Here is a 22112-nt window from a genome sequence, read left to right as displayed (position 1 = left end):
ATACGGGGCGTGGACGAACGGGGCAGAGCGGACGGAAGGGACATGAACGGTCTCCGGCCGGGCGCGCGACGCGGCCCGGCATGGGCAAGACCTGGCTCGACATGGCTGGGGAGCGGCGTAGTGCGGCGCGGCGCGCGCCCGTTCACCGCAGTGAAGGTTCGGATCGGCGCTCGGTCCTGTCTCGATGGCGCCATTCCTGGATCAGTTCGACCACCGCATCCGGGTCCGCCGGCTTGACGAGGTGCACGTCGAACCCGGCCTCGTGCGCACGGCGACGATCGTCCTGCTGGCCGTAACCGGTCAGCGCGATCAGCAGGCAGCGATCGCCGCCGGGCAGCGCGCGCAGCCGTCGCGCGACCTCGTAGCCATCGAGCCCCGGCAGGCCGATGTCCAGCAGCACCACCTCGGGCCCATGCGTCGCCGCCCGGTCGATCGCCCCGGGGCCATCGAGTTCGACCTGGGTCTCGAAGCCCGCCAGCTCGAGGAACACCGCCATCGAATCAGCCGCGTCGCGGTTGTCGTCGACGACGAGGACCTGGCAGGCGTCGGCCCGCGCCGGCGCGCCCGGTTCATCGGCGCGCGGCGACGGCACGGCCCGTGACGCCACGGCGGATGCCAGGGTCGCGTGCGACGTCGCTTCCGCGATCGACCCTCTCGGCTCTTGCGGCAATTCGGACACGGCGTCATCCGACGATGCGGCCGGCAAGCGGATGCGGAACTCCGAGCCCTGACCGGGGCCATCGCTGAGCGCCTCGACCTCGCCGTGATGCAGCTGCACGAGGCGCTGCACCAGGGTCAGCCCGACGCCCAGTCCGCCCTGATTGCGGTCCAGCCCACGCGGGCCCTGCTCGAACAACTCGAAGACATGCGGCAGCAGCGACGCCTCGATGCCGCGACCGTTGTCCCGCACGGACAGCACGAAGCCGTCGTCCTCCTGCGCCAGGCTCAGCGCGATGTGGCCGCCGGGTTCGGTGTACTTGGACGCGTTGTGCAGCAGGTTGGTCACGACCTGGATCAGCCGGGCGGCGTCGCCGCGCACGCGCGCGGGCCGATCGGGCAGGTCCAGCCGGAGCTGCTGGTGGTGCTCGTCGATCAGCGCGCGCACCTGCTCCAGGCCCTGGCGCACGATGTCGCGCAGATCGAGCGTCTCCGTCTTCAGCACGATCTTGCCCTGGCTGATCCGGGCGACGTCCAGCAGCTCGTCCACCAGGCGGGTCAGGTGCCGGGTCTGGCGATCGGTGATCGCGATGGCGTCGACCAGGCGGCGCGCGCGGTCCGCGGCAGGCAGTGCCTGCGCGCCCGCGCCGAGGGCGGAGGTCGATGAGGTCGATGAGGTCGACGACAGCGCCCGCATGACCTCGATCGCGCCACGGATCGGCGCGAGCGGGTTGCGCAGCTCGTGCGACAGCATCGCCAGGAACTCATCCTTGCGGCGGCTGGCCTCGAGCAGCTCGGACTCGGCCTGCCGGCGCTCGACGATCTCCGCCTGCAGCGCGCCGTAGAGCCGGGCGTTCTCGAACGCGATGGCGGCGCGGCCGGCCAGCTCCTCGAGCGTCGGCCAGTCCGGCGGCTCATGCGGATCCACCAGCAGCAGCGCGCCGAGCTCGCGCTCGCCGGCCACCAGCGGAAGCGCCACGCCGCTCGTGGTCTCGCGGCGCAGCAGCGCGCGCGAGGCCGGCTCCTCATCGTCCAGCGCGCTGCGCGCGGCGTTGTAGAGCACCTCGCTGAGCATCTGCTCGCGGCCCTCCATCAGCAGCGGCGGCTCGCCCGCGGCGGTCGGCGCGTCGCAGCGCAGCACGCGCTCGTGGCCGTGGCCCGCGTCGCGCAGCCACAGCAGCGCGCGCGGCGCGAAACGCGGCACGAGCAGCGTGAGCAGCCGTCGCATCGCGACGTCGGCGTCCAGCGAGTCGGCCAGCTCGCGCCCGGCCTGCGCCAGGAAGATCGAGCGGCGCGTGTTCTCCTCGGCGGCGCGCTGCGCGGCCTCGGCGCGCGCGATGGCGATGCGCTCCAGTGCCTGCTGCCGCAGGCGCTGCTGCATGATGAACAGGTCGACGAAGACCCGCACCTTGCTGCGCAGCATGTCCGGGATGACCGGCGAGAGGATGTAGTCGACCGCGCCGAGCGAATAGCCCTGCGCCGTCTGCAGCTCGTCGGCGTAGGCGGTGACGAAGATGATGGGCGTGTGCGCCGAGCGCCGATAACCGCGGATCAGCCGGGCCGTCTCCAGCCCGTCGATGCCGGGCATGTTCACGTCCATCAGGATCACCGCGAACTGCTGGCGCAGCACCTCACGCAGCGCCTCGCTGCCCGAGCGCGCGATGACCAGGTGCTGGTCGAGATCGGCCAGGATGGTCTCGAAGACGAGCAGCTTCTCGGGCAGGTCGTCGACGATCAGGATGCTCGCGCGCTCGGCCGCGTCCGGCGTCGCATAGCCGTCGAAGAGGGCGCTCAACGGCATAGCCAGCCTCGGAGCACGGTCAGCATGTTGGCCGGATCGACGGGCTTGGACAGGTAGTCCCAGGCGCCCGCCTCGATGCACTTCTGGCGGTCGCCCTTCATCGCCTTGGCGGTGACGGCGATCATCGGCAGCTCGCGCCCGCGCGGCAGGCGCCGGATCTGCTGCATGGTCTCCAGTCCATCCATCTCCGGCATCATGATGTCCATCAGCACGATGTCGATGGACGGGTCCTCCTGCACGAGCCGGATCGCCTCGCGGCCGTTGTCGGCCGAGACGATGACCATGCCGTGCCCGTCCAGCACCGTGGCCAGCGCGAAGATGTTGCGCATGTCGTCGTCGACGATCAGCGCCTTGCGGCCCATGAGCGGACAGCGCGCCTGCTGCGCGTCATGCAAGGCGCGGCGCTCGTCGTCGTCCATGTCGGTCTGCGGTCGATGCAGCGCGAGCGCCAGCGCGGCCCGCGCGGCATCGGTGCCCGCGGCGAGGCTGACCGGCAATCCCACCGGCCGCGACCAGCGCCGGGCCGGGTCGTCGCCGCCGGTGATGACGGCGTCGGCCCCTGCGGCCGCACTGGCCACCGGGAGCGCGTTCACCGCCACGACCGGCAGCGGCAGCGTGCCGGGGCGGCGCTCGATCGCGTCGAGCACGTCCTGCGGTCCGATCCATCCCTGGGCCGCGTCCACCAGCAGCGCGTCCGCGCCGGGCAGCAGCGCGCGTGCCTGTTCGGCGTCGGCGATGAAGACGGTCTCCACGTCGCGCGCCAGGGGCTCGAGCAGCGCCTGACGCGCGGGACCGTCGGCCATCGCCACGGCGAGCCGGCGCTGCGGGCGGTCCAGGTAGCGCTGCAGGTCACGCAGCGCGTCCTCGACGTCATCGCGCGACTGTAGCGGCTTGGACAGGAAACCGAGCGCGCCGGCCTGCAGCGCGCGATCGCGCGCGTCGTCGGTGGAGACCACGCACACCGGCAGGTGGCGGGTGTCCGGGCCGGACTTGAGCCGGTCCAGCACGCGCCAGCCCTGCATGTCGGGCAGGAAGATGTCCAGCGTGACGAGGCTGGGCCGGAACTCCTGCGCCATCGTGAGCGCCGCCGCGCCGGTGGTCGCCACCAGGCCCTTCATCCCGCCCTGGCGCGCCGCGTCGAGCAGCACGCGGGCGAAGGCGAGGTCGTTCTCGACGATCAGCACCACGCGGTCGCCGCTGCCGATGTCGTCGCGGTCGTCCTTGGCGACGTTGGCGAAGACGATGCTGTCTGGCGGCGTGTCCATCTGCACGCGATGCGGGTCGAGCGCCGCCGCGTCGTCGTCGTGGGTGGGATCGCCCGGACCGGCCTGGCGCGCGACGGACCCGCCGGCTCCCGTCGATCCGTGGGCGGGCGGGGCGCGTCGCGCCGCGGCGCGCTGCACGGCCGCCTCGGCGAGCTCGGCTGCGCTGATCGAGGTCGGCGCGTCGGCCGCCATCGCGCGCGATCCCGCGTCCAGGGCCGCGGCCGAGGCCGCTCGGCCAGCGCTCGGTGCCCGGGCGCGCGGGCTGCGCGCCGGCGCGTAGTGCTGCGGCAGGTACAGCGTGAAGGTCGAGCCATGGCCCGGCGCGCTCACCAGCTTGATCTCACCGCCCAGCAACCGGGCCAGCTCGCGGCTGATCGCCAGGCCCAGCCCGGTGCCGCCGTACTTGCGCGAGGTCGAGCCGTCGGCCTGCTGGAAGGCCTCGAAGATGATCTGCTGCTTGTCGGCGGAGATGCCGATGCCGGTGTCGGCCACCGAGAACGCGATGACCTGGCTCGCGTGATTGAGCGCCTCGTTGTCGGCGGACCAGCCCTCGCTCGCGGCCGTGACGGCGAAGGTGACCTGGCCCTGGTGCGTGAACTTGAAGGCGTTGGACAGCAGGTTCTTGATGATCTGCTGCAGCCGCTTGACGTCGGTGACCAGCGCCTTGGGCAGCGGCGCGGCCATCTCGACGGCGAAGCCCACGTGCTTGGACTCCGCGAAGTGGCGGAAGCTGCGTTCCACCGAGCGCTGCAGCTCGTCCAGGCGCAGCTCGCTGACGTCGACGGCCACCGTGCCGGACTCGATCTTGGACAGGTCCAGGATGTCGTTGATCAGCATCAGCAGGTCGTTGCCCGACGCGTGGATGGTCTTGGAGAACTCCACCTGCTTGAGCGTCAGGTTGCCCTCGCTGTTCTTGCAGAGCTGGTCCGACAGGATCAGCAGCGAGTTCAGCGGGGTGCGCAGCTCGTGCGACATGTTGGCCAGGAACTCGGACTTGTACTTGGACGTCAGCGCGAGTTGCTCGGCCTTTTCCTCCAGCGCCTGGCGGGCCTGCTCGACCTCGGTGTTCTTGCGCTCGACCTCCTGGTTCTGATGGGCCAGCAGCTGGGCCTTCTCCTGCAACTCGCCGTTGGTCTGCTGCAGTTCCTGTTGCCGGCGCTGCAGCTCCTCGGCCAGCGATTGCGACTGGATCAGCAGGTCCTCGGTCCGCGTGCTGGCCTCGATCGTGTTGATCACGATGCCGATCGATTCGGTGAGCTGGTCCAGGAAGGCCTGGTGGGTCGGGTTGAAGCGCTCCAGCGAGGCCAGCTCCAGCACCGCGCGCACGCGGCCCTCGAAGACCACGGGCAGCACCAGCACTTCCATCGCCGCGGATTCGCTCAGGCCCGAGGCCACGCGGAAGGCGCTGCCGGGCACGTTGGCCAGCAGGATCTTCTCCTGGTCCAGCGCGCACTGGCCGACCAGGCCCTGGCCCAGCGCGAGCTCCTTGCCGTGCGTGGACAGCCCGCCCGAGGCGTAGCTCGCGATCAGCTTCAGGCGCGGCATCTCGCCGCGCATGTTCATCACGTAGAACTCGGCCTGCTGCACGCCGACGACGGGCGCGAGCTCGCTGAGGATCAGCTGGCCGACGGTGACCAGGTCCTTCTGGCCCTGCAGCATCCGGCTGAACTTGGCGAGGTTGGTCTTGAGCCAGTCCTGCTCGGTGTTCTTCTGCGTCGTGTCCTTGAGGTTGACGATCATCTCGTTGATCGTGTCCTTGAGCGCGGCGACCTCGCCCTGCGTCTCCACGGTGATGGAGCGCGTCAGGTCGCCCTGCGTCACGGCGGTGGCGACCTCCGCGATCGCGCGCACCTGCGTGGTCAGGTTGGCGGCAAGCTCGTTGACGTTCTCCGTCAGGCCCTTCCACGTGCCCGAGGCGCCCGGCACCTTGGCCTGACCGCCGAGCTTGCCTTCCACGCCCACCTCGCGCGCGACGGTCGTGACCTGGTCGGCGAAGATCGCCAGCGTGTCGGTCATCGAGTTGATGGTGTCGGCCAACGCGGCGATCTCGCCCTTGGCCTCCACGGTCAGCTTCTGCGCGAGGTCGCCGTTGGCCACCGCGGTCACGACCTTGGCGATGCCGCGCACCTGGCCGGTCAGGTTGCCGGCCATGAAGTTCACGTTGTCGGTCAGGTCTTTCCACGTGCCGGAGACGCCGCGCACCGTGGCCTGTCCGCCCAGCCGGCCCTCGGTGCCGACCTCTCGCGCCACGCGGGTCACTTCCGCGGCGAAGGAGGACAGCTGGTCCACCATCGTGTTGATCGTGGTCTTGAGCTCCAGGATCTCACCGAGCACGTCCACGGTGATCTTCTTGGAGAGGTCACCCGCGGCCACGGCCTTGGTCACGTCGGCGATGTTGCGCACCTGCGAGGTCAGGTTGGACGCCATCGAGTTCACGGAGTCGGTCAGGTCCTTCCACGTGCCGGCGACGCCCTGCACATCGGCCTGTCCGCCGAGCTTGCCCTCGGTGCCGACCTCACGCGCCACGCGGGTCACCTCCGCGGCGAAGGAGCGCAGCTGGTCCACCATCGTGTTGACGGTGTTCTTGAGCTCCAGGATCTCGCCCTTGACGTCGACGGTGATCTTCTTGGAGAGGTCGCCCGCGGCCACGGCGGTGGTCACCTCGGCGATGTTGCGGACCTGCGAGGTCAGGTTGCCGGCCATGAAGTTCACGGACTCGGTCAGGTCCTTCCACGTGCCGGCGACGCCCTGCACGTCGGCCTGGCCGCCGAGCTTGCCCTCGGTGCCGACCTCGCGCGCCACGCGGGTCACTTCCGCGGCGAAGGAGCGCAGCTGGTCCACCATCGTGTTGACGGTGTTCTTGAGCTCGAGGATCTCGCCCTTGACGTCGACGGTGATCTTCTTGGAGAGGTCGCCCGCAGCCACGGCCTTGGTCACGTCGGCGATGTTGCGCACCTGCGAGGTCAGGTTGCCGGCCATGGAGTTCACGGAGTCCGTCAGGTCCTTCCACGTCCCCGAGACGCCCTCCACGCGGGCCTGGCCGCCGAGCGAGCCCTCGGTGCCGACCTCACGCGCCACGCGCGTGACCTCGGACGCGAACGAGCGCAGCTGGTCGACCATCGTGTTGATGGTGTTCTTCAGCGTCAGGAACTCGCCCTTGACGTCGACGTCGATCTTCTTGGACAGGTCGCCCTGGGCGACGGCGGTGGTCACGTCGGCGATGTTGCGGACCTGCGCGGTGAGGTTGCCGGCCATCGAGTTGACCGAGTCGGTCAGGTCCTTCCACGTGCCAGCGACGCCCTGCACCTCGGCCTGACCGCCGAGCTTGCCCTCGGTGCCGACCTCGCGCGCCACGCGGGTCACCTCGGCGGAGAAGTCGCCGAGCTGCTCGACCATGCGGTTGATGGTCTTGGCGGTGTGCAGGAACTCACCCTGCAGCGGGCGGTTGTCGACTTCGAGCGCCATGGACTTGGTCAGGTCGCCCTCGGCCACGGCGCCGATGACGCGGGCGGCCTCGCTGGTCGGGTGGACGAGGTCGTCGATGAGCGCGTTGATGCAGTCGACCTGCTGGCCCCAGAAGCCGCGCGTCTCGCGCAGCGCGGCGCGCTGCTTGAGCCGCCCCTCGCGGCCGACGACCTGGCGCAGCCGCGAGAGCTCCGCGGCCATCGTCGCGTTCTGCTCCACGACCTCGTTGAACGCGTCGGCCAGCTTGCCCGCCACGCCGGTCCAGTGGAACGGCAGGCGGATGTCGGGGTCTCCTCGGCGCAGTGCGTGCAAGGCCAGCAGCATCGCGTTGAGATGCTCGGCCGGGACCACGGCCACCCCTTCTTCCAAGACGCTCATGAGCGACTCCCGGCCGTCTGAACGCGGCTCAACCGATCGACTTTAGCCGCGCGACAACGCTGACAGGGGTGGGTTTAGGAGGGGAGGAGCGGGCACGCTGATTGCCAAATCAGGGTATGGACGGACGGCGGGAGCCGGACGCGCTTCGTCGCGTGCCTACTGCTGTTGCGTCGTGTTGCATTCACGGAGAAATCAACGATGTCGGACACATCGCCTCACGCCCTGCGCGTCCTCGTGATCGATGACGATCCCGAGGGCGCGCGCAGCCTCAGCGAGCTGTTCCGCTGCTATGGCTGCGCGACCTCGGTGGCCTACAGCGGCCGGGTGGGACTGCGGCTGTCCAAGCTGTTCAAGCCGGAACTGGTCTTCGTGGACTTCGACATGCCCGACATGAACGGGCTGGAGGTGGTGGCCGAGGCCAAGCTGATCGACGCGGAGGCGGGCCGTCACGTGATGTACGTGTGCCTGACGGGCGGCGGTCCCGAGATCACCGACGAGAAGGCCGGCCAGGCGGGATTCAACCGGCTGCTCTACAAGCCGCTGAAGGTGACCGACCTGCTGGCGGTATTGCTGACCGCAAGACCCGGCAACTTCAGCGCCAGCCACAGCGCGCCGACGATCCGCCCCACGCCCGCGGCATACAGGGATCGCACACCGAGGCATTGAGCCTCAGCATCGACCCTCAATCCGCGCGGCCCAACTGCGACATCGCGCGGCTGACATTGGGCGAATCCCCGGGCGACACGCCCGCGCAGGCGAGGTCGCGGACCTCGGCGGCGCGGCGCGGCGCGCGGTGCGAGAAAGCCTGGAACTCGCTGGTGTGGATCACGGTCATGCAACGGCCCTCGCGCCGCATGGCCTGGACCTGGGCCCGGGCGTCGGGCGGCGCATCGGGCAGACCGGCGAGTGCCGCGATCTGCGCGGCGTCCTCGGCCTCGTCCTGGCGGAGGTAGCGCTTGAGCCAGACCACGGCCTCGTCGTCGCGGCCCAGCAGGAAGAGCGGTCCGGCGACGCTGGTGCCGGAGCGTGCCTGTGCCTGCGGCGGGCGATCGCGCAGCGCCGCGAGCCATTCGTCCATGACCTCGGCCAGCATCGAGCCGCCGGTGACGAACGGGAACTTGCCGTAGAGCGCGTTCAGGCCGACGGTGGAATCGAAGCCGTCGCGATAGCGCGCGTAGCCGGCCTGATGGACCGCCAGGCCCTGGCGAAGCAGCGCGACCTGCGCTTCGCGCGGGCGCCCCAGCTTCTGGGCGGCCATGGCCAGTTGCTCGTATTCGGCGCCCAGGAAATAGGCGCCCATGCCGCGGTCCTTGGGGATGGTCTCGGTCTCGTCGTTGAGCGCGTGATGGCGATGCGCCAGTTGGCGGTCCGCGTCTTGGCCCAACAGCAGCCAGCGCCACATCAGCGCCGTCGCTTCATTGCGGCGCACGATCGAGTCCCAGTTATCGAACCGGTCCCGCCAGGCATCGGCCAGCTTCAGCGCGAGGGCGATCTTGCGCAGCGCGCGGTCCGGATGTTCGACCGCCTCGTCCTGGCATTCCTCGACCAGCTTGCTGATCAGCAGGCCGTAATCAACCCCCGAAGGCGTCTCGCCTGCGGCCAGCTTGCGGCGCACATCGGCGATGCCTTCCTCGGTGAGCTCCTTCATGAAGCCACCTTCGGCGCGCACCGACTGCTCCAGCTCATCGAGCAGCGGCACCGAGGCGGTCTGGGCTGACTGGGCGGCCTGCGCGGCATGAGCCGTCGAAGCGAATGCGGCGAGCGTGGAGAGCGCCGCGAAAGCGAGCGCGGCCAGCGCGTGCGAGCGCCGGCGCGAGAAGGTGGCGGACATGCCCGGAACTCCCTGATCCGATGTCGACGCATCGGTTGATGTCTGGAAAGCGCGGATTGAAGCATGGCGAAGCGTCGCCGCCGGCGCTGGCGCGGCCGATGAATCGACGCATTCGCGGCCAATTCCTCACATCCGCAGAATTCCACGAGGCAATCAAATACTTGCCAAAAGCAACCAAATGGCGGAGCATGCGGCCATGACCGATCTCGACCGCATCGAAGCCGTCCGGCGCTTCAACCGCTTCTACACGCGCCGCATCGGCGTGCTCAACGAGGGACTGCTCGACTCGCCGTTCAGCCTGACCGAGGGCCGCATCCTGTTCGAGCTCGCCCATCTGGAGCAGGCCGAGGGGCTCACCGCGACCGAGCTGGGGCGATTGCTGGACCTGGATGCGGGCTACCTGAGCCGGCTGCTGCGCGACCTCAAGGAACGCGATCTGGTGCGCGCCACGCGCAGCGCGGTGGACGCGCGGCAGTCGCTGCTGCAACTGAGTCCGGCCGGGCGCAAGGCGTTCAAGCCGCTGGAGAAACGCTCGCAGGCCCAGGTGGGGGAACTGCTCGAGGCGCTGGGCGAGGCGCAGCAGACCGAGCTGCTGCAGGCCTTCCGGCGCGTGCAGGCGCTGCTCGAATCGCCGGACGAGGCCGCGGCCAAACCCGCGCGGGGCGGCTTCATCCTGCGGTCCCATCGGCCCGGCGATCTGGGCTGGATCGTCGCGCGGCATGGCGCGCTGTACGCGCGGGAGTACCAATTCGACATGCGCTTCGAGGCGCTCGTCGCGCGCATCGCCGCTGATTTCATCGAGCGTTTTGATGCTCGCCGCGAGGCTTGCTGGATCGCCGAGCGCGACGGCCTGAACATCGGCAGCGTGGCGCTGGTGCAGGCCCGCGACGAGGCGAGCGACGCGCCCATCGAGGGCACGGCCCAGTTGCGACTGCTGCTGGTGGAACCCTCGGCGCGCGGGCTGGGTCTGGGCGACCGGCTCGTGGCCGAGTGCCACCGCTTCGCGCGCGAGGCCGGTTATCGACGCGTTCGTCTGTGGACCAACAGCCAGCTCGACGCGGCCAAGCACATCTATCGCAAGGCGGGCTATCGGCTCACCGGCACAGAAGCCTTCCAGGGATTCGGGTTGGACCTGATCGGCGAAACTTGGGAGCTGGACCTTTCGGCGCTTCCCTGATCCCTGATTCATGAACCACGACCTCTACCTCGACGCCAGCGGCCTTCGCGCCGACCTCGCCGCCGCGGCGCTGCCCGCGGACTTCTCCGCGCTCGTCGCCGCCCATCAGGCCGCGCTGCAGGCGCTGCTGACGCCGCAGGCGCTGGCCGACACCGAGGTGGCCTGGCGCTACCGAGTGCCGGAGCTGGGCGAGGGTGGGGCGTGCTCGCTGTTCGGGCAACTGGCCGAGCAGCCTTACGACCTCACCGGCCTGCTGGGCGCGCCCTCGGTGGACAACCAGCGCCTGGTCGCCGAGGCCACCATCGTCACGCGCTACTACCGCGCGCACAGCGCCAGCCACTGGTTCGGCGTCTATCAGGCGCGACGCAAGCCCGACGGCGAGCCGGTGCTGGTGAAGCTGGCCTACTTCGGTGCGGAGAGCCGCGCCGAGTTCCCGTTGACCGAGGCCTTTGCCGCAGGCAGCAACAACAGCGCCGTGGGCCTGAGCGGCCGCGCGCGGCTGATCAACGACGTGGCGGCCTTCGTGGCCGAGGGCGGCGGCTACTACACCTGCGATCCCAAGGTGAAGGCCGAGGCCTGCCTGCCGCTGTTCGATGCCGATCGCCGCATCGTCGGCATCCTGGATTCCGAGGCCTTCGACAAGGACTTCTTCACGGGGCCGGAACTGGCGCTGATCGTCGCCGTCGCGGCCACGCTGTCGGGCGGAGAGATCGCGAGGCCGATCTGAGCTGAGCGCGGCTATGCTCGCGCGTTATGCGCGTCATGGGTGATTCCTCTTCCTTCCCGGCCCTGGCCTCCCTCCGGGGCGACATGGCCGACCGCGTGCGCGCCTTCGACTGGGCACGCACGCCGCTGGGGCCCTTCGAGCGTTGGCCTGCCGCGCTGCGCAGCGTCGTGGCGACGATGCTCGAATGCCAGTTGCCGATGTACCTGGCCTGGGGCGAGGAGCACATCCAGATCTTCAACGACGCCTATCGCCCGATCCTCGGCGACAAGGCCGAGCCCGCGCTCGGTGGGCGCGCGTCCGAGACCTGGGCCGAGATCTGGCCCACGATCGGCCCGATGTGGCAGCAGGCGCTGGCGGGCGCGCCGATGGGCTTCGATGACTTCAAGCTGACCATCGACCGCTTCGGGTATCCCGAGGACGTCTTCTTCAATTTCTCCTACAGCGCGGTGCGCGACGACGCGGGCCGCGCGGCCGGCGTGCTGGTCACCTTCGCCGAGACGACCGAGAAGGTGCTGGCCTCGCGCCGGCTGGCCTTCCTCGACGCGCTGGCCCAGGCCACGCGCGCGATCACCGAGCCCGCCGACGTGATGCGTGTCACCGCCGAGCGGCTGGGCCGGCATCTCGGCGCCAACCGCTGTGCCTATGCGACGGTGCGCGGCGACCAGGACACCTTCGATGTCATCGGCGACTTCAACGACGGCGTCGCCAGCATCGTCGGGACCTACCGCTTCGGCGACTTCGGCCAGGAGGTGCTGCGGCAGATGCGCGCCGACCAGGCCTTCGTGAACCACGACGTCGACCGCGACCCGGTCACCGCCGACACCGATCTCAGCGCCTACGCGCGCACCAGCATCCAGTCGGTCATCTGCGTGCCCTTGCACAAGGACGGACGCTTCGTCGCCGCGATGGCCGTGCATCAGCGCGAGGCGCGGCATTGGACCGATGACGAGATCGCGCTGGTGAAGATCGTCGTGGCGCGCTGCTGGGAAGCGCTGGAGCGCACCCGGGCCGAGGCCGCGCTGCGCGAGGAGGCCCGCACGCTGGAGACGCTCAACCGCACCGGCGCGGCGCTGTCGGCCGAGCTGGACATCGGCGCGCTGGTGCAGCGCGTGACCGACGCGGCCACCGAGCTGACCGGCGCTCGCTTCGGCGCGTTCTTCTACAACGGCGTGGACGACCAGGGCGAGGCCTACCTGCTCTACGCGTTGTCCGGCGCGGACCGCAAGCACTTCGACAAGCTGGGCCATCCGCGGCCCACGGCGCTGTTCGGACCGACCTTCCGTGGCGAGCCCACGATCCGGCTGGACGACGTGATGGCCGATGCGCGCTACGGCCAGTGGGGGCCGCATCACGGCAAGCCGCCGGGCCACCTGCCGGTGCGCAGCTACCTGGCGGTGCCGGTGACCAGCCGATCGGGGGAGGTCCTCGGCGGCCTGTTCTTCGGACACGAGGACGTGTGCGTCTTCACCGAGCGCAGCGAGCGCCTGGCCGAGGGCATCGCCAGCCAGGCCGCCGTCGCCATCGACAACGCGCGGCTGTACGCCGCGTCGCGCGAGGCGATGGTCGAGCGCACGCGGCTGCTCGAGAGCGAGCGCACCGCGCGCCTGGCCGCCGAGCAGGCGGGGCTGGTCAAGGACGAGTTCCTCGCCACGCTGTCGCATGAGCTGCGCACGCCGCTGAGCGCGATCACCGGATGGGTCCACATCCTGCGGCGCAAGTTCGGCGACGAGCCGGCCGACCTCAAGAAGGGCATCGACGTCATCGAGCGCAGCGCCAAGGCGCAGGCGCAGCTGATCGAGGACCTGCTGGACATGAGCCGCATCACCACGGGCAAGCTCAGCCTGGAGGTCGCGCCGGTGTCGGCGGCGAGCTTCACGCTGGCGGCGGTGGAGCTGCTCGCGCCGGCGGCCGAGCGTGCCGGCGTGCAGATGACCGCGGACGTCGCCGTCGACGCGGGCGCCACGGTGATGGGCGATGCCGACCGGCTGCAGCAGGTCGTGTCCAACCTGCTGTCCAACGCGATCAAGTTCACGCCGCGCGGCGGCGAGGTGCGCGTGCTGCTGCGCGGCGGCGCGAGCCATGTGGACCTGATCGTCGAGGACACCGGCATGGGCATCGCGCCGGCGTTCCTGCCGCATGTCTTCGAGCGCTTCCGGCAGGCCGATGGCTCGATGGCACGGCGCCATGGCGGTCTCGGGCTGGGGCTCTCCATCGTGCGCAATCTCGTCGAACTGCATGGCGGTGACGTGCGCGCCGAGAGCGCCGGCGAGGGGCAGGGCGCGCGATTCATCGTCTCGCTGCCGGCCATCGTCACGCGCGACCTCGCCAGCGCCTCGCCCGATCCGGGCGCGACGGACCGGATCTCGCTCAAGGGCGCGCGCATCCTCGTCGTGGACGACGACGAGACCGTGCGCGAGATGGTCGCGCGGGCGCTCGGCCTGCAGGGCGCGCAGGTGACCGCGGCGGCCAGCGGTGCCGAGGCGCTGGACGTGCTGCCGGGGTCCGATCTGAACCTGCTGATCTCCGACCTGGGGATGCCCGAGATGACCGGCTTCGAGCTGCTGACCCGTGTGCGCGAGCTGCCCGCGGGGCAGGGCGGCGACATCCGCGCCATCGCCTTGACCGCCTTCGCCCGTGAGACCGACCAGCGCCAGGCGCTCGAGGCCGGTTTCCAGGCCCACTTCCGCAAACCGGTGGAGTTCTCCGCGCTGGTGCGCGCCATTCAAGCCATGGGACTGTCATGACCACGCAACTGATCCTCTTCCGTCTGAGCATCCGCAGCAGCTATGCCGCCGACACGGAGGAGGAGGCCACCGAGGACAGCTTCGACACGATCCAGTTCTTCTCGCACGAGGGCGCCGTGTGGCGCATCAAGACCTTCGCGATCGATCAGGACGTGCATGTCTGGTCGATGGACGTGAGCGAGGTCGACGACCTCGTCGAGCTGGCCGTCGGGAACACGGAGTCCAACTACGGCGATGTGCTCGAGGAGGGCTACATCCTGAATTCGGAGACCGGGCTGGAAGGCCTGCGCGAGCAGCTCGCGGAGCGCGACCTGGACACCCACCTCAACGAGACGTCCGTCGGCGCGGTGTTCTGGACGCCGGCCGGCACGAGCTACAAGTCCAAGAGCCGGCCGGGCAACTGAGCACGGACGGAGAAATCCCGGGGCGATCGCCGCGATCGACAGCGGCCCCGGATCGCATCACCACGGAGGGAGTTCCGATGAACACGAGGATGCGGCGAGCGATCGCCGGCTGGCTGGGCGCCTGCGCGCTGATGGGAAGCGGGATCGGCGGCGCGTGCGCGGCCACTCCGGCGGAGGAAGTGCAATCGCACGTGAAGTACCTCCGCGAGATCCGCGCCGACGATGACAACGCCACCATCGCGCGTCACAACCGGCAGATGGACGCGGGGTGGGCCTACTTCAAGGCGAACAAGCCGCAGGTGCTGCCGCTGCTGCGCGAGCAACTCCACCAAGAGCTGCGCGCGCCCCAGCCCAACGGCATGGTGCTGCTGGACCTGGGGGACTACCTGACGCTCAACGGCATCGACGATGCCGATCGAGACAAGGGTGCCCAGGCGCTGGCGGCCATCGATCCGAAGGATCCGGTGGTCGATGCCAATGTCCAGCAGCTGTTCGAGTTCGCCCGGCTCGTCGCAGCGAGGCAGGACGTGCGCGCGTTCCCGTTGATCGACCGCGCCTTCCTGCGCAAGGACGTGCAGCTCTTCGTACCGCAGCATGCGATGAAGCTCGAGAGCACGCTCGCGTCGGTGTTCCTCTACGGGCCGTACGGCGAGCGCGGGGAGACCCATCTGCGCGAGCTGTTGCGCGTGGAGACCGACCCGGCGATCGCGCGCCGCATCATCGAGATCCTCATCTGGATCGGCTCGCCGGCCAGCGTGCCCGAGATCAAGCGCGTGGGCGAGACCTGGACCGATTACGAGACCTTCGGCCGCGTCATGACCTTCATGATGATGAGCGGCGGTCCCGATGGCCCGGCGGCGCTGCGCGAGGTCCGCATGGAGACGCTCGACGACAAGGCGCAGGCCTACTGGACGAAGCAGCGCGGCGATTTGGACCACGCGAGCTTCGCGACCTGGCATTCGCTGATGCCGAAGTCCGAACTGCGTGCGTCCAGCGCCGAGCTCGCGCGCCGCACCCTCGCGCAGATCGAGCAGCGCAAGGGCATCGGCGCGGAGGCGCCGCCGTTCTTCCTCGTGGACGCGCCGATTCCGGCGGCGGAGATCATCGCCTCGTTGACGCGGTCGCGGGCGCTGGTCCTCCAACGTCTGTCGGATGAGGCGCTGTCGGAAGTGAGGCTGTTCAACTTGCTGATCAACACGCTGCGCTACCGGCATCTGCCGATCGATCAGCTGCGCTGATCAACCGCGGTGAGAGGCGGATCGAGCGATCCAGCGTCCCTGCAGCGCGAAGCCCGCCAGGAACAGCACGAACCAGCCCAGCAGCGCGGTCTTCACGACCGGGTCTTCCGGGCCGGTCGCCAGCGGATGCGCGACGGGCAGCCGGCTCAGCGTCTCGTTGATGCCGGGCACCATCAGCAGGAAGTAGCTGAACGACAGGCCGAAGGTGGCGAGGTAGGTCCGCAGCCGCCCGAGGAAACCCAGCCGGGGGGCGAGCCACGCGCCGCCGAACGCGGCGATCAGCGCCAGCACGCCCAGCACGTGGCCGGGATTCACGCCGACGACGCTGGACAGCCCGAACGAGGTGAGCACCGACAGCGCCAGTCCGCCGAGGTACACCCGGCCCGCGCGCGTGCCGGGATCGATGCGCCCCTGGTGCGCGAAGGCGATCAGGCCGGCGACGACCGGGATCAGGCTGAGGGCGGTGTGCGCGACACCAAGCGTGGACAAGGGATGAGTCATGGCGAGTCTTGTGATCTACTAGTAGGTAGGTTGCAATGGCGAAAAGGAGGGCGACCGCGGTCGCCCCAGGAGAGAACGAATCAGCCGGGCTGGGTCAGCTTGAGAATGGCGGGCTGGACGATGGTGGCGAAGGACTTCGGGTCGTCGAGGGCGCGCGCGACGAGCATCGCGCCATGCACGACCGCCATGAAGGCCTTGGCCGACACCGCCGGACTGTTGAGCAGGTGGAACTGCCCGGCGGCCGCGCCGCGCTTGAGCACTGCCGCGAGCCAGGTGTTCAGGTCCTGGAAATGCGCGCGAACCTCGACGGCGACCTCGTCGGGGATGGTCGGCAACTCGGTGGCGAGCATCGCGCAGATGCAGAACGGATGCTCGCCGCTGCGGATGCAGCCGGCCCAGTAGTCGGCGTAGGCGTTGAGCTCCGACAGCGGATCGTCCACCTGTGCCGTCAGACCCGCGAGCCCGACCTGGGCCTCCTGCCGATAACGCACCACCACGTCCCGCACCAGCACGGCCTTGCTCGCGAAGTGATGGTGGATGCTGGCCTTCGTGATGCCCACGCGTTCGGCCAGATCGGCGTAGCTGAAGCTGTTGTAGCCGCCCGCCACCAGCAGCGCGCGGGTGTGGGCGGCGATCTCGGCCGCCTTGGGCGACAGCTCGGGCAGCGATTCAATCGGAAGGGCGGACATGGGCATCGATCGGGGACACGATGCGTCGCACTCTACTAGTTGGTAGGTTGCTTGTCAAAGGCCCCGGCAGTCCCATCGCCCCCATCGCCCCCATCGCTCACATCGACTCGTCCAGCATGCGCCGGTAATCGCTGGGCGAGGCCTCGCGGGGATTGGTCTTGTGGCAATGGTCGTGCAGCGCGCGCTCGATGATCTGGTCGTAGAGGTCCACCGTCACGCCCATCTCGCCGAGTCCCGCGGGCAGCCCCAGGCGCTGGTTCATCGCCTTGACCGCGCCGGCGAGCTCGTCGGCGGGCGTGCCTTCCTGCAGGTTCATCGCATGCGCCATGCGGGCGATCTTGTCGTCGCGGCGCATCGAGTCGTGCATGCCGTTGAAGCGGATCACCGCCGGCAGGAACACGGCGTTGAGCGTGCCGTGATGCAGCGTGGGCATCAGCCCGCCCAGTGCGTGGCTGAGCGAGTGCACGCAGCCCAGGCCCTTCTGGAACGCGAGCGCGCCCAGCGTGCTGGCGGCCATCATGTCGAGCCGGGCGTCGAGGTCGTCGGGGTGGGTGGTGGCGCGCTCGATCTGGCCCCAGCCGCGGCGCAGGCCCTCCAGCGCGATGCCGTCGGCGGGCGGATTGAAGGCCGCCGACATGAAGGTCTCCAGGCAATGGGCGATCGCGTCCATGCCGGTGGCCGCGGTGAGCCCGGCGGGCAGCTTGCGGGTGAGCTCGGGATCGCACACCGCGGAGCGCGGCATCAGCACCCAGTTGTGGAAGCCGAGCTTGCGGCCGTCGTCCACGATGATGATCGCGCCCCGCGCGACCTCGGAGCCGGTGCCGGCGGTCGTGGGCACGGCGATCAGCGGCGCGGCCCGGTCGGTGATGTTGCCGGCGCCGCCCAGGACGGTGGCGTACGCCGTCAGCGGGCCCTCGTGCGTGGCCGCGATCGCCACGCCCTTGGCCAGGTCGATGCTGGAGCCGCCGCCCACCGCGATCAGCCCGTCGCAGTCGTGCGCGCGATACATCGCGACGGCCTCGCGCACGGCGGCCTCGGTGGGATTGGGCGGCGTGGCGTCGAAGACGGGCAGGGCGCTCGCGTCGATCGGGGAGCCGGTCCAGGCCTCGAGGACCAGGTCCAGCACACCGGCGGCGCGCACGCCGCGGTCGGTGACGATGAGCGGCCGGGAGATGCCGTTGCGCGCGCATTCGGCGCCGATCACGCGTCGCGCGCCGGCCTCCAGGTGGATGTGGGTGAGGTACTGGATCAGGGCCATGGGAAGGGGTCCTCTGCCGTGGGGGTCGTTGTCTGGGAAAATCCTGGGATTGCGGCTGGGTCGACGACCTAGCCTACGCCCTGGAGTTCCCGTTGAGTAGCACCTTGTTGACACCGCGGATGGCCGCGGTGCTGGAGCGCATCCACCGCGCCAACCGGCCGTCCTTCGCCAGCCTGTCGCCCAAGCAGGCGCGCATCGCCTATCTGATGGGCGCGGAGATCCTGGATCTGCCGCGCGCGCCCTTGCCGCGCGTCGAGCCGGTGGCGATCCCCGGCCCGGCAGGCACGATCAATGCGCGTCTTTACGCGCCGATGACGCGCGAGGCCGTGGCCGAGCGCGATCAGGCGGAGGGTCAGGCCGGTCGCGGACTGCCGGTGTTGCTGTATTTCCATGGTGGCGGATTCGTCATCGGCAATCTGGAGACCCACGACAGCCTGTGCCGGCAGATGGCCTTGCGCACCGGCTGCGCGGTGCTCGCCGTGGACTATCGGCTCGCGCCCGAGCATCCGTTCCCCGCGGCGGTCGACGACTGCTGGGCGGCGCTCGCGTGGCTGGCCACGGCCGCGCCCGGGCTCGGCCTGGACCGCGCGCGCATCGCGGTGGGCGGTGACAGCGCCGGGGGCACGCTCGCCGCGGTGACGGCGCTGCACGCGCGCGACATCCGCGAGCAACTGGGGCTGACGCTCGCGCTGCAGCTGCTGATCACGCCGGGCGCGACGGCGCACGCCGACACCGACTCGCATCGCCGCTTCGCCCAGGGCCACCTGCTGGACGCCGAGACGATCGCGTGGTTCTTCAACCAGTACATCCCCAGCGAGCGGCGCGAGGACTGGCGTTTCGCGCCGTTGCGCGCGGATGATCATGAGGACGTCGCGCCGGCCTGCCTGATCCTGGCCGAGGCCGATCCGCTGATCGACGAGGGCATCGCCTACGCCGACCTGCTGCGCGCGAACGGCAACGCGGTGCGGCTGGAGCTGTACCGCGGCGTGACGCACGACTTCATCAAGATGGGCCGTAGCATTCCGGAGGCCAGCGAGGCGCTGGACGCCTGCGCCGACGCGCTGCGGACGGCGTTCGGGCTGCCCGCGCCCGCAACGCCAGCGACGCCCGCGACGTCCTCCATCCCCGCAGCCGTCGACACCACGGCCCCGACTTCCACGACCCCCACCGGGGCATGAGCATGAGCACCACCGCGCCCACCGCGTCGCCTGCCCGCGACCGATTCCGTTTCTTCGAACGCCTGCGCGTGCGCTGGGCCGAGATCGACGCGCAGCAGATTGTCTTCAACGGCCATTACCTGACGTATTTCGACACGGCGGTCGGCGGCTACTGGCGCGCGCTGGCGCTGCCGTACTCGCCGACGATGCAGGCGCTGGAGGGCGACCTGTTCGTGCGCAAGTCCACGATCGAGTACCTGGGCTCGGCGCATTACGACGAGCTGCTGGACATCGGCGTGCGCACCGAGCGCGTGGGCACGAGCTCGCTGACGGTGAGCTGCGCGGTGTTCCGCGGTGACGAGTGCCTGGTGCACGGCGAGCTGGTCTATGTCTTCGCCGATCCGGTGGCGCGGGTGCCCAAGGCGGTGCCGCAGGCGCTGCGCGAGCTGCTGCTCGGTTTCGAGCGCGGCGAGTCGATGACGGACGCGCGGGTGGGCACGTGGGCGACGCTGGGCGAGGACGCGCATCGCATCCGCCAGGCGGTGTTCGTCGAGGAACAGAAGATCCCCGCCGAGATGGAGTGGGACGCGGCCGACGAGGGCTGCACGCACGCGGTGGCCTACAACCGGCTGGGCCGGCCGCTGGCCACGGGGCGTTTGCTGGAGCACGTGCCCGGCGTGGCCAAGATCGGCCGGATGGCGGTGTTGTCGCCGATGCGCGGCAGCCGGGTGGGGCGTCAGGTGCTGGACGCGCTGATGCAGGCCGGGCGGGAGCAGGGCTACCGCGAGGTGCTGCTGCACGCGCAGCTCAGCGCCGAAGGCTTCTACACCCGCGCCGGCTTCCAGCGCCGCGGACCGGTCTTCGAGGAAGCCGGCATCGCGCACGTGGAGATGGTGCGGAGCTTGTGAGGCCGGGGGCCGTCCGGCCCCCATCGCCTCAGATCACTTCAAGAACTCCACCAACGCGTTCATCGTGAACTCCGGCGACTCCTCCATGATCCAGTGGCCCGAGCCCTTGACGATGCGGCCGTCCACCTGCGTCGCCACCAGCCGCGCCTGACCGATCAGGAACTCGCCCGAAGCCTTCTCGCCCGTCAGCACCATCATCGGCATCGTCAGCTTCGTCCGGGACATCGCCTCGAAGTCCTTCGCATCCTGCTCGAAGGCCTTGAAGTAGCCGAAGCCCGCATGCATGCCGCCCGGCTGCGCGTACGACGCGGTGTAGGCCTTGCGATCCGCCTCGGGAATGGACTTCGTCCGGTCGGCGGCAAAGTCGTTCCAGAAATGCTCGAAGTAGGTGCGCTCACGGCCCGCCACCAGCTTCTCCGGCACCTCGCCGTAGAAGTGGAAGTGCCACAGGTCGCGCAGCAGCCAGACCTTGGTCCAGTCCCCGACGCCAGGCAGGAAGGCGTCCATCAGCACGATCTTCTCGACCTCGTCCGGATACTGCGCCGCGTAGGCATACGCCACCATCAGACCGATGTCATGGCCGACGATCCGGACCTTGCGATAACCCAGCTGCTGCGTCAGCGCGTGGATGTCCTGGGCCAGCAGCTTCTTCTCGCCCGGCAGGTCGGGCTTGCCCGAGCCGCCCGCGCCGCGCAGGTCCACCGCGATCACCGGACCCGCCCCGGCCAGGCGCGGCATCAGCGGACGCCACATGCGGCTCGTCTGCGTGTAGCCGTGCAGCAGCACGATGGGCGTCGCATCGCCGCTGCCGGCGATCAGGTAATGCAGCTTCACGCCGTTCACCGTCGCGTCGCGCTCGACGATGGCCGTCGACTTGGCGGTCGAGGGGGTGCTCGTCTGCGCCTGGACCGGCAGCGCGGCAGTGAGCGCCGTCAGCGCAGCGCACCCCGCGAGGAGGAAGGCCGCGGCAGCGCGGCGGGTAGGACGGATCGTCATGGGGGAACTCCTTCTGGGGGAGGTTGTGGGGATCGAATCGAGAGACGTCCGCCCGAAGGCGGAGATCGCTGAGGATGTTCGTCAGCGCCGACCGTCGCCGCCATGCCGGAAAGTGCGCCCGGCCTCTACCTCTTTCGTACAGGGCGGGCAGACCCGAGCCCGCGCTCTCCCGAATGAGAGATCCCGCACCTGCCGCATCGGGGCAGCATCGTTGACACCACTTCCGGGCTACGCCTCAGAAAGCGCGCCATGACGACCTCGATCGCGACCTCGATCTCGACTTCAACCGCCTGCCAGATCCGCGTGATGACCGTCGACGACCACCCGCTGCTGCGCGAGGGCGTGGCCGGCGCGATCGAGGTGCAGCCCGACATGCGCCTGGTGGCCGAAGCGCAGGATGGGCTCGACGCGCTGGAGACCTTCCGCCGCCACCGGCCCGACGTCACGCTGATGGACGTGCGCATGCGCGGCATGGACGGCATCGCCGCGCTCAAGGCGATCCGCGCGGAGTTCCCGTGCGCGCGCGTGGTGATGCTCAGCAGCTTCGGCGCGCCCGCGCAGCTGCTCGAGGCCGCGCAGGCCGGCGCGGCCGGTTATCTGATGAAGGACGCGCTGCGCAAGGACCTGCTCGACACGATCCGCGCCGTGCATGCCGGCGCTCGGCGCTTCCCCTCCGCGCTCGCGGTCCAGTTGGCCGAGCACGTCGCCGACCAGCACCTGACCTCGCGCGAGACCACCGTGCTCAAGCTCGTGGCCGAAGGGCGCTCGAACAAGCGCATCGGCGGTCAGCTCGACATCGCCGAGGGCACCGTCAAGGCGCACATGAAGAGCATCCTGGGCAAGCTCGTCGCGAGCGACCGCACCCACGCCGTCACCATCGCCGTGCGGCGCGGGATCATCGATCTCTGATCGACCT

At 69.9% G+C, this 22112-nt stretch carries 16 protein-coding genes; 9 read left to right on the top strand and 7 right to left on the bottom strand.

Annotation, left to right across the window (positions count from 1 at the left end):
• Positions 1 to 142 precede the first annotated feature (142 nt).
• Positions 143 to 2458 (bottom strand): response regulator, encoded by a 2316-nt coding sequence (locus tag ACNI65_RS12420; protein ID WP_416763391.1) that lies wholly within the window; start codon positions 2456 to 2458, stop codon positions 143 to 145.
• Positions 2449 to 7566, bottom strand: a complete 5118-nt coding sequence (locus tag ACNI65_RS12415) for a HAMP domain-containing protein (RefSeq protein WP_416763390.1) — start codon at positions 7564 to 7566, stop codon at positions 2449 to 2451. The genes ACNI65_RS12420 and ACNI65_RS12415 overlap by 10 nt, the downstream gene beginning before the upstream one ends.
• A 198-nt stretch (positions 7567 to 7764) precedes the next feature.
• Here ACNI65_RS12415 and ACNI65_RS12410 point away from each other — a divergent pair, with 198 nt between their 5' ends.
• Positions 7765 to 8232, top strand: coding sequence for a response regulator (locus ACNI65_RS12410; protein WP_416763389.1), 468 nt, complete (start codon positions 7765 to 7767; stop codon positions 8230 to 8232).
• 16 nt (positions 8233 to 8248) lie between these two features.
• On the opposite strand, the gene ACNI65_RS12405 is transcribed toward ACNI65_RS12410, so the two are convergent.
• Positions 8249 to 9397, bottom strand: a complete 1149-nt coding sequence (locus tag ACNI65_RS12405) for a hypothetical protein (protein ID WP_416763388.1) — start codon at positions 9395 to 9397, stop codon at positions 8249 to 8251.
• 196 nt (positions 9398 to 9593) lie between these two features.
• On the opposite strand from ACNI65_RS12405, the gene ACNI65_RS12400 reads away from it, so the two are divergent.
• From ACNI65_RS12400 to ACNI65_RS12380, 5 genes are all read left to right on the top strand, one after another.
• Positions 9594 to 10574: a bifunctional helix-turn-helix transcriptional regulator/GNAT family N-acetyltransferase gene (locus ACNI65_RS12400; protein ID WP_416763387.1), complete on the top strand. Its 981-nt coding sequence runs from the start codon at positions 9594 to 9596 to the stop codon at positions 10572 to 10574.
• Between the two features lie 10 nt (positions 10575 to 10584).
• Positions 10585 to 11301, top strand: coding sequence for a GAF domain-containing protein (locus ACNI65_RS12395; protein ID WP_416763386.1), 717 nt, complete (start codon positions 10585 to 10587; stop codon positions 11299 to 11301).
• A gap of 35 nt (positions 11302 to 11336) precedes the next feature.
• Positions 11337 to 14045, top strand: a complete 2709-nt coding sequence (locus tag ACNI65_RS12390) for an ATP-binding protein (protein ID WP_416763385.1) — start codon at positions 11337 to 11339, stop codon at positions 14043 to 14045.
• Positions 14042 to 14449 (top strand): hypothetical protein, encoded by a 408-nt coding sequence (locus ACNI65_RS12385; RefSeq protein ID WP_416763383.1) that lies wholly within the window; start codon positions 14042 to 14044, stop codon positions 14447 to 14449. The genes ACNI65_RS12390 and ACNI65_RS12385 overlap by 4 nt, the downstream gene beginning before the upstream one ends.
• A 77-nt stretch (positions 14450 to 14526) precedes the next feature.
• Positions 14527 to 15687, top strand: a complete 1161-nt coding sequence (locus ACNI65_RS12380; RefSeq protein ID WP_416763381.1) for a hypothetical protein — start codon at positions 14527 to 14529, stop codon at positions 15685 to 15687.
• Here ACNI65_RS12380 and ACNI65_RS12375 read toward each other — a convergent pair whose 3' ends face one another.
• From ACNI65_RS12375 to ACNI65_RS12365, 3 genes are all read right to left on the bottom strand, one after another.
• Positions 15688 to 16188, bottom strand: coding sequence for a hypothetical protein (locus tag ACNI65_RS12375; RefSeq protein WP_416763379.1), 501 nt, complete (start codon positions 16186 to 16188; stop codon positions 15688 to 15690). It abuts the gene before it with no gap.
• Positions 16189 to 16268: 80 nt separating this feature from the next.
• The gene (locus ACNI65_RS12370; protein ID WP_416763377.1) at positions 16269 to 16877 is read right to left on the bottom strand and encodes a TetR/AcrR family transcriptional regulator; all 609 of its coding nucleotides are present in this window, start codon (positions 16875 to 16877) and stop codon (positions 16269 to 16271) included.
• 97 nt (positions 16878 to 16974) lie between these two features.
• Positions 16975 to 18135 (bottom strand): iron-containing alcohol dehydrogenase, encoded by a 1161-nt coding sequence (locus ACNI65_RS12365; RefSeq protein ID WP_416763375.1) that lies wholly within the window; start codon positions 18133 to 18135, stop codon positions 16975 to 16977.
• A gap of 119 nt (positions 18136 to 18254) precedes the next feature.
• On the opposite strand from ACNI65_RS12365, the gene ACNI65_RS12360 reads away from it, so the two are divergent.
• The gene (locus tag ACNI65_RS12360) at positions 18255 to 19313 is read left to right on the top strand and encodes an alpha/beta hydrolase (RefSeq protein WP_416763618.1); all 1059 of its coding nucleotides are present in this window, start codon (positions 18255 to 18257) and stop codon (positions 19311 to 19313) included.
• Positions 19310 to 20200, top strand: coding sequence for a YbgC/FadM family acyl-CoA thioesterase (locus tag ACNI65_RS12355; protein WP_416763373.1), 891 nt, complete (start codon positions 19310 to 19312; stop codon positions 20198 to 20200). The genes ACNI65_RS12360 and ACNI65_RS12355 overlap by 4 nt, the downstream gene beginning before the upstream one ends.
• A 33-nt stretch (positions 20201 to 20233) precedes the next feature.
• Here ACNI65_RS12355 and ACNI65_RS12350 read toward each other — a convergent pair whose 3' ends face one another.
• Positions 20234 to 21196 carry an alpha/beta fold hydrolase gene (locus ACNI65_RS12350; protein WP_416763371.1) on the bottom strand — a complete coding sequence of 321 codons (963 nt, stop codon included), beginning with the start codon at positions 21194 to 21196 and terminating at the stop codon, positions 20234 to 20236.
• A 249-nt stretch (positions 21197 to 21445) separates the two neighbouring features.
• Between ACNI65_RS12350 and ACNI65_RS12345 the strand changes: the two genes are divergently transcribed.
• Complete coding sequence (locus tag ACNI65_RS12345) at positions 21446 to 22105, top strand: response regulator (RefSeq protein WP_416763369.1); 660 nt, start codon at positions 21446 to 21448, stop codon at positions 22103 to 22105.
• The last annotated feature ends 7 nt before the right edge of the window (positions 22106 to 22112 follow it).

Source organism: Roseateles sp. So40a (assembly GCF_048081605.1).
Classification (GTDB): Bacteria; Pseudomonadota; Gammaproteobacteria; order Burkholderiales; family Burkholderiaceae_C; genus Roseateles.
Note: the sequence above shows the minus strand (reverse complement) of the source record. Positions and strands in the feature narration are given on the sequence as shown.

Coding starts and splice junctions, on each gene's coding strand:
- ACNI65_RS12400 (WP_416763387.1), top strand. CDS start 9,594: ATGACCGATCTCGACCGCATCGAAGCCGTCCGGCGCTTCAACCGCTTC.
- ACNI65_RS12370 (WP_416763377.1), bottom strand. CDS start 16,877: ATGTCCGCCCTTCCGATTGAATCGCTGCCCGAGCTGTCGCCCAAGGCG.
- ACNI65_RS12415 (WP_416763390.1), bottom strand. CDS start 7,566: ATGAGCGTCTTGGAAGAAGGGGTGGCCGTGGTCCCGGCCGAGCATCTC.
- ACNI65_RS12390 (WP_416763385.1), top strand. CDS start 11,337: ATGGGTGATTCCTCTTCCTTCCCGGCCCTGGCCTCCCTCCGGGGCGAC.
- ACNI65_RS12410 (WP_416763389.1), top strand. CDS start 7,765: ATGTCGGACACATCGCCTCACGCCCTGCGCGTCCTCGTGATCGATGAC.
- ACNI65_RS12360 (WP_416763618.1), top strand. CDS start 18,255: ATGGCCGCGGTGCTGGAGCGCATCCACCGCGCCAACCGGCCGTCCTTC.
- ACNI65_RS12350 (WP_416763371.1), bottom strand. CDS start 21,196: ATGACGATCCGTCCTACCCGCCGCGCTGCCGCGGCCTTCCTCCTCGCG.
- ACNI65_RS12420 (WP_416763391.1), bottom strand. CDS start 2,458: ATGCCGTTGAGCGCCCTCTTCGACGGCTATGCGACGCCGGACGCGGCC.
- ACNI65_RS12395 (WP_416763386.1), top strand. CDS start 10,585: ATGAACCACGACCTCTACCTCGACGCCAGCGGCCTTCGCGCCGACCTC.
- ACNI65_RS12355 (WP_416763373.1), top strand. CDS start 19,310: ATGAGCATGAGCACCACCGCGCCCACCGCGTCGCCTGCCCGCGACCGA.
- ACNI65_RS12385 (WP_416763383.1), top strand. CDS start 14,042: ATGACCACGCAACTGATCCTCTTCCGTCTGAGCATCCGCAGCAGCTAT.
- ACNI65_RS12405 (WP_416763388.1), bottom strand. CDS start 9,397: ATGTCCGCCACCTTCTCGCGCCGGCGCTCGCACGCGCTGGCCGCGCTC.
- ACNI65_RS12345 (WP_416763369.1), top strand. CDS start 21,446: ATGACGACCTCGATCGCGACCTCGATCTCGACTTCAACCGCCTGCCAG.
- ACNI65_RS12380 (WP_416763381.1), top strand. CDS start 14,527: ATGAACACGAGGATGCGGCGAGCGATCGCCGGCTGGCTGGGCGCCTGC.
- ACNI65_RS12365 (WP_416763375.1), bottom strand. CDS start 18,135: ATGGCCCTGATCCAGTACCTCACCCACATCCACCTGGAGGCCGGCGCG.
- ACNI65_RS12375 (WP_416763379.1), bottom strand. CDS start 16,188: ATGACTCATCCCTTGTCCACGCTTGGTGTCGCGCACACCGCCCTCAGC.